Origin of the sequence: Burkholderia sp. Tr-20355, assembly GCF_017104685.1 — a bacterium.
In the GTDB taxonomy this organism is placed as follows: domain Bacteria; phylum Pseudomonadota; class Gammaproteobacteria; order Burkholderiales; family Burkholderiaceae; genus Burkholderia; species Burkholderia seminalis.
Window position 1 is genome coordinate 1 of sequence record NZ_JAAGPK010000195.1, and the last position, 13,250, is coordinate 13,250.

General features: G+C 66.7%; 12 protein-coding genes and 1 pseudogene. 4 read left to right on the forward strand and 9 right to left on the reverse strand.

Annotation, left to right across the window (positions count from 1 at the left end):
- Positions 1-201 (reverse strand): annotated as a pseudogene (locus tag G3N62_RS30560) (fimbrial protein); the annotation flags it as partial.
- Positions 198-1,121, reverse strand: coding sequence for a competence protein ComA (locus G3N62_RS30565; RefSeq protein ID WP_124670927.1), 924 nt, complete (start codon positions 1,119-1,121; stop codon positions 198-200). The gene G3N62_RS30565 and the pseudogene G3N62_RS30560, both read right to left, overlap by 4 nt.
- A gap of 226 nt (positions 1,122-1,347) precedes the next feature.
- On the opposite strand from G3N62_RS30565, the gene G3N62_RS30570 reads away from it, so the two are divergent.
- Positions 1,348-3,738, forward strand: coding sequence for a penicillin-binding protein 1A (locus G3N62_RS30570; protein ID WP_069706027.1), 2,391 nt, complete (start codon positions 1,348-1,350; stop codon positions 3,736-3,738).
- An 82-nt stretch (positions 3,739-3,820) separates the two neighbouring features.
- Here G3N62_RS30570 and cyaY read toward each other — a convergent pair whose 3' ends face one another.
- Positions 3,821-4,147, reverse strand: coding sequence for an iron donor protein CyaY (gene cyaY / locus G3N62_RS30575; RefSeq protein ID WP_034189850.1), 327 nt, complete (start codon positions 4,145-4,147; stop codon positions 3,821-3,823).
- A gap of 36 nt (positions 4,148-4,183) precedes the next feature.
- On the opposite strand from cyaY, the gene G3N62_RS30580 reads away from it, so the two are divergent.
- Positions 4,184-4,462, forward strand: coding sequence for a lipoprotein (locus G3N62_RS30580; protein WP_034189851.1), 279 nt, complete (start codon positions 4,184-4,186; stop codon positions 4,460-4,462).
- 49 nt (positions 4,463-4,511) lie between these two features.
- Here the strand turns inward: G3N62_RS30580 and msrQ are convergent, their stop codons facing one another.
- The 5 genes from msrQ to G3N62_RS30605 form a co-directional block, all read right to left on the reverse strand.
- A complete protein-coding gene (msrQ, locus tag G3N62_RS30585; protein ID WP_124670928.1) occupies positions 4,512-5,225 on the reverse strand; it encodes a protein-methionine-sulfoxide reductase heme-binding subunit MsrQ in 714 nt (237 codons plus the stop codon).
- A 20-nt stretch (positions 5,226-5,245) separates the two neighbouring features.
- Positions 5,246-6,241: a protein-methionine-sulfoxide reductase catalytic subunit MsrP gene (gene msrP, locus G3N62_RS30590; protein ID WP_034189863.1), complete on the reverse strand. Its 996-nt coding sequence runs from the start codon at positions 6,239-6,241 to the stop codon at positions 5,246-5,248.
- A gap of 159 nt (positions 6,242-6,400) precedes the next feature.
- Positions 6,401-7,591, reverse strand: a complete 1,191-nt coding sequence (gene ccsB, locus G3N62_RS30595) for a c-type cytochrome biogenesis protein CcsB (RefSeq protein WP_049035624.1) — start codon at positions 7,589-7,591, stop codon at positions 6,401-6,403.
- Between the two features lie 4 nt (positions 7,592-7,595).
- On the reverse strand, positions 7,596-9,812 hold the full coding sequence (locus G3N62_RS30600) for a cytochrome c biogenesis protein ResB (protein ID WP_034189854.1): 2,217 nt from the start codon (positions 9,810-9,812) through the stop codon (positions 7,596-7,598).
- 122 nt (positions 9,813-9,934) lie between these two features.
- On the reverse strand, positions 9,935-10,588 hold the full coding sequence (locus G3N62_RS30605; RefSeq protein WP_034189855.1) for a c-type cytochrome: 654 nt from the start codon (positions 10,586-10,588) through the stop codon (positions 9,935-9,937).
- Positions 10,589-10,802: 214 nt separating this feature from the next.
- Between G3N62_RS30605 and yihA the strand changes: the two genes are divergently transcribed.
- Both yihA and hemB read left to right on the forward strand, forming a co-directional pair.
- Positions 10,803-11,462, forward strand: coding sequence for a ribosome biogenesis GTP-binding protein YihA/YsxC (gene yihA / locus G3N62_RS30610; protein ID WP_034189856.1), 660 nt, complete (start codon positions 10,803-10,805; stop codon positions 11,460-11,462).
- Between the two features lie 253 nt (positions 11,463-11,715).
- A complete protein-coding gene (gene hemB, locus G3N62_RS30615; RefSeq protein WP_021161736.1) occupies positions 11,716-12,714 on the forward strand; it encodes a porphobilinogen synthase in 999 nt (332 codons plus the stop codon).
- 105 nt (positions 12,715-12,819) lie between these two features.
- On the opposite strand, the gene G3N62_RS30620 is transcribed toward hemB, so the two are convergent.
- Positions 12,820-13,250, reverse strand: a 431-nt coding sequence (locus G3N62_RS30620; RefSeq protein WP_241013253.1) for a thioredoxin family protein, incomplete at its 5' end; no start/stop codon positions are given.

Here is a 13,250-nt window from a genome sequence, read left to right on the forward strand (position 1 = left end):
CCGCGTCTCCACGCCTATGCGCGCGGCGTCCGCGCGCCACCGCATCCAGGTGGCCGCGCCCGTCCACAGTGCGGCGCCGAGCACGCCGAGCAGGATCGCCGCCCCGCACTGCACAGCCCGGCGACGCCGCAACGCGTGCGCCCGCCGCTCGCGGTACGGCAGCAGGTTGAAGCCGCCGAGTGCCGCCTGGTCGACCATCATTCCCACACCCCGCGCAACGCCAGCCCGAATGCGACGGCGAATGCCGGGCCGCCCGGCATGCCGCCGGGCGCGCATGGCTGCCCGTCCCAGCCCGTGCAGTCGAACGGCACCACCGCCGAGCCAAGCACGTCGCCAATCTCCGCGACGGACGTATCGAAGCGCGCGATGCTTCGCTCGTCCCCGGCGACGAACACACGGCGCACGGCGCCGAGCGCGCACCGGCGCAGCGCATCGGGAAGCGCCTCCGGAGGGAGGCCGGACAGCGTGAGCACCGGAACCGCCAGCGGCCCTTCGATTCGCCAGCCTCGCACCTCCGAGTCGCGGAACCAGAGCGCGACGTACGAACCCTGCGCGTCGAGTTCGAACTGAGCGGCATAGCGCAACGCGCGCAGCATCGCGGCCGACTCGCCGTCGACCGCGGTCAGGTCGATACCGGCCTGGGCGGCCACGTCGATCCGCCGCTCCAGCAGCGCCAGCGGGGCCACGGCCACCGCGATTTCACCGGATCGCGCGCCGCCGTGCTGCCGCCAGTCGAACGCGAAACTGTCCGGCGCCAGCCCCGAGATGCGCTCGGCCGCCTGCCGCGCGGCGTCCGGGATGTCGTGACGCCCGGCCAGGTCGAGCGTCGCGGTACGTATCTCGTCATCGCGCAACGCCATCACGCCGCGCGTGTCGCACCGCACGTCGGCCGCCGACAGCCGCGCGACGGCTGCCGCCAGCGCCCGCGCGACCGCGGCCCAGCGCGCGTCTTCCGGCCCGCCGCACAATCCGACAGGCTCCCGCTCGAGCCCGTCGACCCGCACGTCCGCGCCCCGGCCGCGCCGGCTCAGCACGACCACCCTCAGCTCGTCCGCGCCGATGTCGATCCCCGTCGACCGGTGCTTGCCCTGCGCCAACCGCGCTACCCATCGTCCCGCCATCCCAGCCTCCCGAAATCGTCGCGGCCCACGCCACGTTGCCGAGACCTGATTCTGCAAAGCGGCTTGCAGGGCCGACAGTCGGCCAAACGGCCAGCAGCGGCCGGCGGCGGCCGTGCGCGGGTCATACTGGCGGCCCGCCGACCCGCGGCTTGCCGGCGGGCACCCCCCGCGCCAGGACCGGTGTTACCGGGCAGCTATAATCGCGGGACTGTTTTCCGGTGTGCCTATGCAATCCACGACTCCTACGTCCCCGCCTCCCGCCCCGGAGCCGAAGAAGAAGCGGCCCTGGTGGCAAAAAGTCCTGCTCGGCTTCGCCGCGATGTGCGTGGCCGCCGTCGTGGCCGGCGGCCTCGTGCTCGGCTATGCCCTCGTCATCGCCTGGCCCAACATGCCGTCGCTCGACGCGCTGACGGACTATCGCCCGAAGGTGCCGCTGCGCATCTATACGTCCGATCACGTGCTGATCGGCGAATTCGGCGAGGAGCGCCGCGACGTCGTGCATTTCAAGGACGTGCCCGACTCGCTGAAGAAGGCGATCCTCGCGATCGAGGACGCGCGCTTCTACGATCACGGCGGCGTCGACCTCACCGGCATCATCCGCGCCGGCTTCGTCGCGCTGACGAACGGCCACGCGTCGCAGGGCGCGAGCACGATCACGATGCAGGTCGCCCGCAACTTCTTCCTGTCGAGCGAGAAGACCTACACGCGCAAGATCTACGAGATGCTGCTCGCGTACCGGATCGAGCGCGCGCTGACGAAGGATCAGATTCTCGAGGTCTACATGAATCAGATCTATCTCGGCCAGCGCGCGTACGGCTTCGCGAGCGCCGCGCGGGTCTATTTCGGCAAGGACCTGAAGGACATCAGCCTCGCGGAAGCCGCGATGCTGGCGGGGCTGCCGAAGGCGCCGTCCGCGTACAACCCGGTCGTCAATCCGAAACGCGCGAAGGTGCGCCAGGAATACATCCTGCAGCGGATGCTCGAGCTGAACTTCATCACGCGCGAGCAGTACGACGAAGCCGTCGCGCAACCGCTCGTCGTCAAGGGCCCGGGACGCGATTTCAGCGTGCACGCCGAGTACGTCGCGGAAATGGTCAGACAGATGATGTACGCGCAGTACCGCGAGGAAACCTACACACGCGGCTTCAACGTCGTCACGACGATCGATTCCGCGGACCAGCAGGTCGCGTACACCGCGCTGCGCAAGGGCATCATGGATTACGAGCGCCGCCACGGCTATCGCGGGCCGGAAGGCTTCATCGAGCTGCCCGCCGGTGCCGACGACCGCGAACAGGCGATCGACGACGCGCTGCTCGAACATCCCGACAACGGCGAGCTGATTGCCGCGGTCGTCACGGCCGCGAGCCCGCGCCAGATCACGGTGGCATTCATCGACGGCAGCACGGCGACGATCGAGGGCGACAACCTGCGCTTCGCGTCGGGCGCGCTGTCGGCCAACGCGCAGCCGAACCGCCGCATCCGCCCCGGCGCGATCGTGCGCGTCGTGAAGAACGACACCGGCAAGTGGTCGATCACGCAATTGCCGCAGGTCGAAGGCGCGTTCCTGTCGATCGTCCCGCAGGATGGCGCGATCCGCTCGCTCGTCGGCGGCTTCGACTACAACAAGAACAAGTTCAACCACGTCACGCAGGCGTGGCGGCAACCGGGTTCGTCGTTCAAGCCGTTCATCTACTCGGCGTCCCTCGACAAGGGCCTCGGGCCGGCCACCGTGATCAACGACGGCCCGCTGTATTTCAGTGCCGCGGAAACGGGCGGCCAGCCGTGGGAGCCGAAGAACTACGGCGGCGGCTTCGAAGGCCCGATGTCGATGCGCACCGCGCTGCAGCGCTCGCGCAACCTCGTGTCGATCCGGATCCTGAACCACATCGGCACGAAGTACGCGCAGCAGTACATCACGCGCTTCGGCTTCGACGCCGAGCGCCATCCGGCCTACCTGCCGATGGCACTCGGCGCCGGCCAGGTCACGCCGCTGCAGATGGCCGGCGCGTACTCGGTGTTCGCGAACGGCGGCTACCGCGTCAATCCTTACCTGATCGCCGAAGTCACCGATCCGAACGGCGCGATCGTCGCCCGCGCGCAACCGCTCGTCGCCGAGCAGAACGCGCCGCGCGCGATCGACGCGCGCAACGCGTACGTGATGAACAGCCTGCTGCAGAGCGTCGCGCAGCGCGGCACGGGCGCACGGACCAACATCCTGAAGCGCACCGACCTCGCGGGCAAGACCGGCACGACGAACGATTCGCACGACGCGTGGTTCGCCGGCTACCAGCACACGCTCGCCGCGATCGCGTGGATCGGCTACGACAACCCGCGCAGCCTCGGCGATCGCGAAACGGGCGGCGGCCTGTCGCTGCCGGTCTGGATCGACTACATGGGCGCGGCGCTGAAGGGCGTGCCCGAGTTCAAGCCGACGATGCCCGACGGTGTCGAATCGCTCGGCAGCGAGCTGTACTTCACCGAATTCACGCCGGGTCACGGCTTCGTGTCGACGGTCGGCGTACCGCAGGCACCGGCCGCGCAGGGCGTCGACGAAGCGGTCCCGCACGTCGACGAACAGGAAAAGCAGGACATCATGAACCTGTTCCGCGGCCACTGACACACGGCCCGGACATGAAAAAAGCGCCCCGCGGGGCGCTTTTTCTTTGGCGGCAACGCTCGGGCTCCGGCGCCCCGGCACGTCACAGGCTGAACGTGATCGGCAAGCCGGCCTGCTGGGTCGCGTATTCGGAGAGCGCCGAGAAGAACTCGGTGCCCGTGCGCGTATCGCGCCATTGACCGTCGACGAAACGGTAGTGGAATCCGCCCGCCTTCGCGGCGATCCACACTTCCTTCATCGGCGGCTGCAGGTTGACGATGATCTTCGAGCCGTTCTCGAACGTCAGCGTCAGGACGCTGCCGTTACGCTCCAGATCGATGTCGTGGTCGCCGTCGTTCGCGGCGTCGACGGTACGCTCGACGGCCATCAGCACGGCCTCGGCACGGGTCAGGTATTCGGTATCGGACATGCTAAACTCTATCGGTTCAATTGTTCAGGGACGATCATGCGAGTCGTTTTCCGGATGAGCGCGATTGTAGCGGCTTTGGCGATTCTTGCCGGCTGCGGTCAAAGCGGCGCGCTCTATCTGCCCACCGTGCCTCCGATGCCCAAGCCGCTCCAGCAGCAGGATACGCCGCCGTCGGACGTGAAACCGACCGATGAAAACGCGTCGTCCGACGACACACCCGACACGTCGGGCTCGCCGCTCACGCTGTCGCCCGAGCTGTCGAGCGGCGCATCGACCATGCCCGCGCCGGCATCGAGCCCGGCCGCCGCGAAGTAACGACGCGAGGCCGCACGCGCGGCCGGCGAAACGAGGCGATGACTTCCAGTCATCGCCTTTTGTTTTTCCAGGCCGCGCCGTCACGCACGCGCCGCCATCCCCATGCGATCAGCCGCCAGCCGAGCAGCACGGCGACGATGGCCGCATAGAGCTTCGGCTGCGCGAGATTGTGCTTGCCGGCCCGCATCCACCAGAAGTGCAGCACGCCGAACAGCGCGATCGCGTAGATCGTGCGATGCAGCGTCGCCCAGTGGCGGCCGAGCCGGCGCACCATCGCGCGCGTCGATGTCGCGGCGAGCGGGATCAGCAGCACGAACGCGGCAAAGCCGACCGTGATGAACGGACGCTTGCCGACGTCCTTCAGGATCGCGACGACGTCGAACCACTTGTCGAACCACAGGTAGGTCGTGAAGTGCAGCGTCGCGTAGAAGAACGCGAACAGCCCGATCATCCGGCGAAAACGCAGCAGCGCGGCGAACCCCGTCATGCGCCGCAGCGGCGTGACGGCGAGCGTGATGCACAACAAGACGAGCGTCCAGAGGCCCGTCGAACGCGTGATGAATTCGATCGGATTCACGCCGAGCCGGCCGGTCAGCCCGAACAGCACGAGACGCGCGAGCGGATAGAGGCCGGCCGCGAACACCAGCACCTTGGCCGGCACGAGCCAGCGCGGCGCGGCGGGTCGGACCGCACCGTTTCGCGCCGCGCGCGCGGCCGGCCCGGCGCCCGCGGCACGCGCGGGCGTGAGCGTCGGAGGAGGCATGTCGTTTCTCACGGTCGCGTTCAGAAGTTCTTCTTCAGGTCCATGCCCTGATACATCGACGCGACGAGATCGCCGTAGCCGTTGAACATCAGCGTCTTGCGCTTCGGCGTGAAGAAGCCGTCCTCGCCGATGCGCCGCTCGGTCGCCTGGCTCCAGCGCGGATGATCGACGTTCGGATTCACGTTCGAATAAAAGCCGTACTCGTTCGACGCGTAGGTGTTCCAGCTCGTCTTCGGCTGCTTGTCGACGAAGCGGATCTTCACGAGCGACTTCGCGCTCTTGAAGCCATACTTCCAAGGCACGACGATCCGCACCGGCGCGCCGTTCTGGTTCGGCAGCACCTGCCCGTAGACGCCCATCGTCAGCAGCGTCAGCGGGTTCATCGCCTCGTCCATCCGCAGCCCTTCCGAATACGGCCAGTCGAGGACGGGCGTCGACAGACCGGGCATCTGCGACGGATCGGCCAGCGTGATGAACTGCACGTATTTCGCGTTGCCGGTCGGCTGCACGCGCTTGATCAGCTCGGACAGCGGCACACCGATCCACGGAATCACCATCGACCATCCCTCGACGCAGCGCAGCCGGTACACGCGCTCCTCGAGCGGCGCGAGCTTCATCAGTTCGTCGAGATCGAACACCTTCGGGTGCAGCACCTCGCCCTCGACGCTCACACGCCACGGGCGCGGCCGCAACGTGCCGGCGTTCTGCGCCGGGTCGCTCTTGTCGGTGCCGAACTCGTAGAAGTTGTTGTAGGACGTGATGTCCTTGAACGGCGTCACCTTGTCGGCGGCGACGAACTTCGGATTCGTTTTTGCCGCGAGCTTCGTCGCCCGCGCGTCGGGCGACGCATACGCGGCGAATGCCGCGCCGCTGCCGCCGAGCAGCCCGCCCGCCGCCGCGAGGCCGGCCGCCTGCAATACGCGCCGCCGGTTCTCGAATACCGCGCGCGGCGTGACCTCGCTGGACGAAATATCACCGCCGGTCAGTACGTTCCGCAAAGGGCGTTTGATCCACATCGTGCTGTTCCTCCTGCATGCGCGGCGCGCATGCTTCATGAGCGTTCGACCCGGCCCGTGGTGCGCCGTTCGACGCCCGGTTCGCCCGCCCGTTACAAAACAAAACCGCCGGGCACGCAGTGCACCGGCGGTTCGATAGTCGGACGAGCGGCGGAAATCTTACAACTTGCCGTAGCTGTGCAGCCCCGACAGGAACATGTTGACGCCGAGGAACGCAAACGTCGTGACCAGCAGGCCGGTGAGCGCCCACCATGCAGCGACCGCGCCGCGCAGGCCCTTCATCAGCCGCATGTGCAGCCACGCCGCGTAGTTCAGCCATACGATCAGCGCCCAGGTTTCCTTCGGGTCCCAGCTCCAGTAGCCGCCCCATGCCTCGGCTGCCCACAGCGCACCGAGGATCGTCGCGATCGTGAAGAACGCGAAACCGACCGCGATCGACTTGTACATCACGTCGTCGAGCACTTCGAGTGTCGGCAGGCGATCGGCGAGCACGCCGCGCTCCTTCATCAGGTACGCGACCGACACCATCGCCGACAGCGCGAAGCTGCCGTAGCCGATGAAGTTCGCCGGCACGTGGATCTTCATCCACCAGCTCTGCAGCGCCGGCACGAGCGGCTGGATCTGCTGCGCATCGCGCGCGACCGAGTACCACATCAGGAAGCCGACCGCCGCGCTGATCACCAGCAGCACGAACGCGCCGAGCGAACGCGTGCCGTAGTGGCCTTCGTAATACAGGTACAGCAATGCGGTAATCAGGCTGAACAGCACGAACACTTCATAGAGGTTCGAAACCGGGATGTGGCCGACGTCCGAGCCGATCAGGTAGGACTCGTACCAGCGCACCATCAGCCCCGTGAAGCCCATCAGCACGGCGACCCACGTGAGCTTCTGGCCGATCGCGGCGCCCGTTTCCGAGCGCGCGAGCAGGCCGATCCAGTAGAAGATCGTCGCGAGCACGAACAGCGCGCTCATCCACAGGATCGCCGACTGGCTCGACAGGAAGTACTTGAGGAAGAACGCCGAATCGGCGCGCGCGAGATCGCCCTGGTAGATCTGGATCGACAGCAGCGACAGCACGGCGATCGACGCCATCATCAGCCGCGCGGGCTTCCAGCGCCAGCCGAGCGCGACGAGCGCCGGCACGGTGCCGATCATCACCGCCTTGTCGTAGTAATCCATGTGCGCGTTGTAGTGCACGAGCGCATAGCCCGCGCCCGCCACGAGCGCCAGAGCGAACAGCCAGTCGAACAGCGACAGGCGCGCGAGGAAAGGACGGTCGTCGAACAGCGGCGACGAAACCGGCGCCTGGGCCGACGCCGCACGGGAAGAGGAAACTTGCGTGAGATCCATGATGTTACCGGGTGGAATTCTCGGAATCGGAACCGCCGCCGGCAGGCGGGCGGGCCGTCGATGCCGCACCGGCGGGCGCGGCGTCGCGAGGTGCGGCGCGCAAGGCGACGCCGGCCGCGTCGCGCGTCTGCACGAATTCTTTCTCGAAATCGAAGGTCTTGCGGGCCGTGGACATCGCCATCACCACATCGACGCCCGAACCGGCGTCCTTCAGCCAGAACCAGAGGCGCCGCTCGCGCACGTAGAACATCGAGAAGATGCCGGCGACCAGCAGCAGGCTGCCAAGATACACCAGATTCTTGCCGGGTGCGCGCGTCAACTGAAATACCGAAGCTTGCACCTGCTTGAATGAGTCAAGCTGCAAATAGACCGGCGATCCATACAAAAAGCTGTCGGATAGCGCATTGATCGCGTTCTGCACGAAGCGGATCGTCTCGGTGCCCTGCTGGGCGGCGGGCTCGCCGGCACGCTCGCGCGCGATCTGCCAGACCTCCCACATCGAGCCTTCGAGCATCCGCAGCAGCAGGCTCGCCGCCTTCTCCTGCTCGGCCTTCGGCACCGAGCGGTCGATGAACGTCGCCACCGCCTGGAAGCCGCCGACCGGCTGGCCGTCGGCACCGCGGCCGACGCTGTCGTCGCTTGCAGCAAAAAGGGTCAGCACCTTCGATGCGCTGTCCTGCAGGCGGCCGCGCAGCGATGCGTCGGTGCCCGGCAGCGAACGCTGCGCGAAGCGCGCGGCGGCCTCGGCGCGCACGGCCGGATCCTCCAGCGCGGCGCGCAGGCGCATCCATTCGCCGATCGAATCCTGGCTGTCGGCCGGGATCCGCATGTAGCGGAACGGATCGTTCGGGCTCGCGCGCACGCCGGCGAGGAACACGCGCTCGCCGTTCATGTCGACGGGCAGCATGTAGTTGTTGAATTCGCGCGCCTGGCCGTCCTTGCCGCGGATCTTGTACTGCACCGACGGGCCGATGTTGTGGAGCTGCGTCGGCTTCGACGTCTTCGCGCCCGAGCCGAGCCGCTCGTCGAACACTTCCTTCAGCGAGCTCGTCGTCGCGACGCCGCGCACGTCCGGCTTGCCGTTCGCGTCGGCCATGTTCTCGACGTTGATCGCGCGGAAATCGGAGAACTCGATCGTGTCGCCGTCGGCGCCGGGCACCTGCAGCGGCGCCGAACTGCCGATCGTGCCCTTCACGGGAAGGGTCGTCGCGCTGCCGCCCGTCATCGGGTAGGCCGTCATCTGCATCTGCGAGCCGCCGTCCTGGAAGCTCGACTGGTAGATCGACACGCCCTTGTACGTGAACGGCTTGTTGACCTCGACGCGCGCCGGGATCTTCTGGCCGGTCTCGCGATCGATCACGACGATGTCGCTCGCGAACAGCTTCGGCATGCCCGTCGTGTAGTAGTCGACGATGAACTTGTTCAGCTGGATCGAGAACGGCAGATCCTGGATCAGCGAGCCGCTCGGCTGGTTCAGGATCGCGGTCGACACGAACTGGCCCTCGGGCACCCACGCGTAGCCGCGGAACGTCGGGTTCGACGCGGACAGCCGATGGTCGGGCGAGATCTCGCTGATCGTCGCGCTCGTGTTGACCGGGCTCTTGCCGAACATCCACATCTGGAATTTGATCGGCAGGTTGCTGTCGAGCAGGCCGCCGATACAGATCACGACGATCGCGAGGTGGGCGGAGATGTAGCCCCACTTGGTCATCGCGCCGCGCTTCGCGGAGATCAGCGTCGCGCCGTCGTTTTCACGCACGACGTGCTTGTAGCCGGCCTTGGTGACGAACGTGGCGAGCGTCGCCGCGACGCTCGCGCGCGTGCCGGAAGCCGAGTACTCGGCCTTGTGGTGGAACGCGCGCAGGCTGCCTTCGCGGACCTTGTCCTTCCAGCTCTTCGCATCGGCGAGCATCTTCGGCGCGTTGCGGATCACGCACAGCGAGATCGACACGACGAGGAAGATCAGGATCAGCATGAACCACCACGCGCTGTACACGTTGTACAGGCCGAGCGAGCGGAAGATGTCCGCCCAGAACGGCCCGAACTGGTTCACGTAGTTCGGATACGGATCGTCCTGGGTCAGGACCGTCCCGATGATGCTCGCGATCGACAGCACCACCAGCAGCGCGATCGCGAAGCGCATCGAGCTCAGCAACTCGACCGCGCGCCTCGACGCACCCTGACCCGACTTCGACTGCAACCCCGACGTGGTAACGCTCATTCAAACTCCAACTGACAACAAAAAAGGGCAAGGCGGCCGCACTGGCGCGGCGCCCCACCCTTTTCTTGTTCTGGCTCCGGCCGCCCTGCGGGCGACCGGTCATTCGGTTCGCGACCGGCCGGTCAACGCAGGCCCGCGATGTAATCCGCGACGGCCTTGATCTCGTTGTCCGACAGGCGCGTGGCGATCTGATGCATCGCCTCGTTGTTGTTGCGCGCGCCGGCACCCTGCTGGAACGCGGTCAACTGCGCGACCGTGTAATCGGCCCACTGCCCCGACAGACGCGGATACTGGACCGGCATCCCCTGCCCCGTCGGCCCGTGACAGCTCGCGCAGGCAGGGACGCCCTTCTCCGCGATGCCGCCGCGATAGATCTTCTGGCCGACCGGCACGGTCGCCGCGTCGCGTGCGGTACCGAGCTTCGTCGTCTGCGACCCGTAGTACGCGGCGACGTTGCGCATGTCGTCCGCGCTCAACGCGCTCGCGAATCCGACCATCACCGCGTTGTTGCGCGCCGGCCCCTTCGCGCCCGGCTGCGTCTTGAAGTCGTTCAGCTGCTTGACCAGATATTCGGGATGCTGGCCGGCCAGCTTCGGGAAACTGGCCGATGCGCTATTGCCGTCGGCGCCGTGACACGACGCGCAGACCTGCCCGGCAATCGCCTTGCCGCGGTCGAGATCCGGCTTTGCCGCATCCGCCGCGTTTGCCTCCGCTACGAAACCTACGAACCCTGCTGCAACCTGAAGCACCATCAGAGACTTGCACAGTCGATTCATTCGCACACCCTGTTTCGTCTTGTGGGAATTTGAGGTTCTGCAAAAAACGACGGCGACCAGTCTACCGCAGAAGCCACATAAAAGCGCGAGGCAGGCGCCGGGTGGCCTTCGGTAAAACCGCCGTATTGTACAATATCGCGTTGAAAGCTCCCGCGCCTATCGGGGCTACCCCGCCTCCACCAAGCGGCTCGCGCCGCCCGTCCTTCCGGTTCCCATGGCCTTTCTGCTCCATCAAGCCCGCTTCTACACGACCGTCAACCATCTGCGCGACCTGCCGCCGACGGTCCAGCCGGAAATCGCGTTCGCGGGCCGCTCGAATGCCGGCAAGTCGACGGCGATCAACGTGCTGTGCAACCAGAAGCGGCTGGCCTTCGCGTCGAAGACGCCCGGCCGCACGCAGCATATCAACTACTTCTCCGTCGGCCCGGCCGCCGAGCCCGTCGCGAACCTCGTCGACCTGCCCGGCTACGGCTATGCGGAAGTGCCCGGCGCCGCCAAGGCGCACTGGGAGATGCTGCTGTCGTCCTACCTCGCGACGCGTTCGCAGCTCTGCGGCCTGATCCTGATGATGGATTCGCGCCGTCCGCTGACCGACCTCGATCGCCGCATGATCGAGTGGTTCACGCCGACCGGCAAGCCGATCCACACGCTGCTGACCAAGTGCGACAAATTGACGCGCCAGGAAAGCATCAACGCGCTGCGGACCACGCAAAAGGGGCTCGATGCGTATCGCGACCAGGGCGTCCAGGGCAAGCTGACGGTCCAGCTGTTCTCCGCGCTGAAGCGCACGGGGCTCGACGAGGCACATGAGCTGATCGAGAGCTGGGTGCGGCCGTCCGTCGCCGACGAAAAAGGCGAGCCTGTAGCACAATGATCGGGCAACGCGCGGCCGGGATCGGCGGCGCGCACCTGATGGCGCCTGCGGATTCGGCCGGCTCATAAAAAAACCCGCCGTTGGACGGCGGGTCAAACAGCCTAATCGAAAAACGACAGGCACCCGCTCAGGGAGGAGAAGCGGGGAGCTGCACGCGACGCGTGCCGCTCGATCGCTATCATATACCAACGCTCTCAAAAATCACCTAAGGGTTCCGTAAGGTCCTTACCGCCCTGATTTCTGCCAAATCGCCATGAGCTTCCATCCGCTTCATCGTCCGCGCCGGATGCGCCGCGACGACTTCTCCCGCCGCCTGATGCGCGAAAACCGCCTGACCACCGACGACCTGATTTACCCGGTGTTCGTCGTCGAAGGCACCAACGAACGGCAGCCGGTGCCGTCGATGCCCGGCGTCGAGCGCGTGTCGGTCGATCTGCTGATGCACGTCGCCGAGCAATGCGTCGAACTCGGCGTGCCCGTGCTGTCGCTGTTCCCCGCCATCGAGCCATCGGTGAAGACGCCCGACGGCCGCGAGGCAGCCAATCCGGAAGGCCTGATTCCGCGCGCGGTGCGCGAGCTGAAGAAACGCTTCCCCGAGCTCGGCGTGCTGACCGACGTCGCGCTCGACCCGTACACGAGCCACGGCCAGGACGGCGTGCTCGACGAGAACGGCTACGTGATCAACGACGACACGATCGAGATCCTGATCGATCAGGCGCGCGCGCAGGCTGAAGCCGGCGTCGACATCGTCGCGCCGTCGGACATGATGGACGGCCGCATCGGCGCGATCCGCGAAATGCTGGAAAGCGACGGCCACATCCACACGCGGATCATGGCCTATTCGGCGAAGTTCGCGTCGGCGTTCTACGGTCCGTTCCGCGATGCGGTCGGCTCGGCATCCAACCTGGGCAAGGGCAACAAGATGACCTACCAGATGGATCCAGCGAACAGCGACGAAGCGCTGCGCGAAGTGCGCCTCGACATCGACGAAGGCGCCGACATGGTGATGGTCAAGCCCGGCATGCCGTATCTCGACATCGTGCGCCGCGTGAAGGACGAGTTCCGCTTCCCGACCTACGTGTACCAGGTGAGCGGCGAATACGCGATGCTGAAGGCGGCCGCGATGAACGGCTGGCTCGACCACGACAAGGTCGTGCTCGAATCGCTGCTCGCGTTCAAGCGCGCCGGCGCCGACGGCGTGCTCACGTACTTCGCGCTCGACGCCGCGCGCCTGCTGAAAGCGCAGCGCTGATCGCGCGCCGGCAGGCCCAACGAAAAACGGCGGGACACTTCGGTGTTCCGCCGTTTTTTGTTTACCGGCGATCGAAGCCGATGCCGCGTCGAACGCCCTCGTTCGCTACACCGTCGGGACGGCGGCGCGGTCGAGGCTGCGCAGGAACGTCTCGGCCGCCTGATAACCGACCACGCGCCCGATCTCGTTGCCGCCGCGATCGAAGAAGATGATGCCCGGCGGCCCGAACAGGTTGAAGCGCTTGAGCAGCGCCTGGTCGTCCGGATTGTTCGCGGTGACGTCCGCGCGCACGAGGTGGAGCTGGGCGAGACGCGCCTGCACGCGAGCGTCGGTAAACGTCAGATGCTCCATCTCCTTGCAGCTCACGCACCAGTCCGCGTAGAAGTCGAGCATCACGGGCTTGCCAGACGTCTTCAGCGCGGTCATCGCCGCGGCGCCGGCGCCGCCCGCGACCGCGAAGTCCTTCCACACGTAGCCCTGCTTCTGCAAGTCGTCCTTCAGCACGCCGACGGCCTTCGACTCGCCGCCCGAGGTCC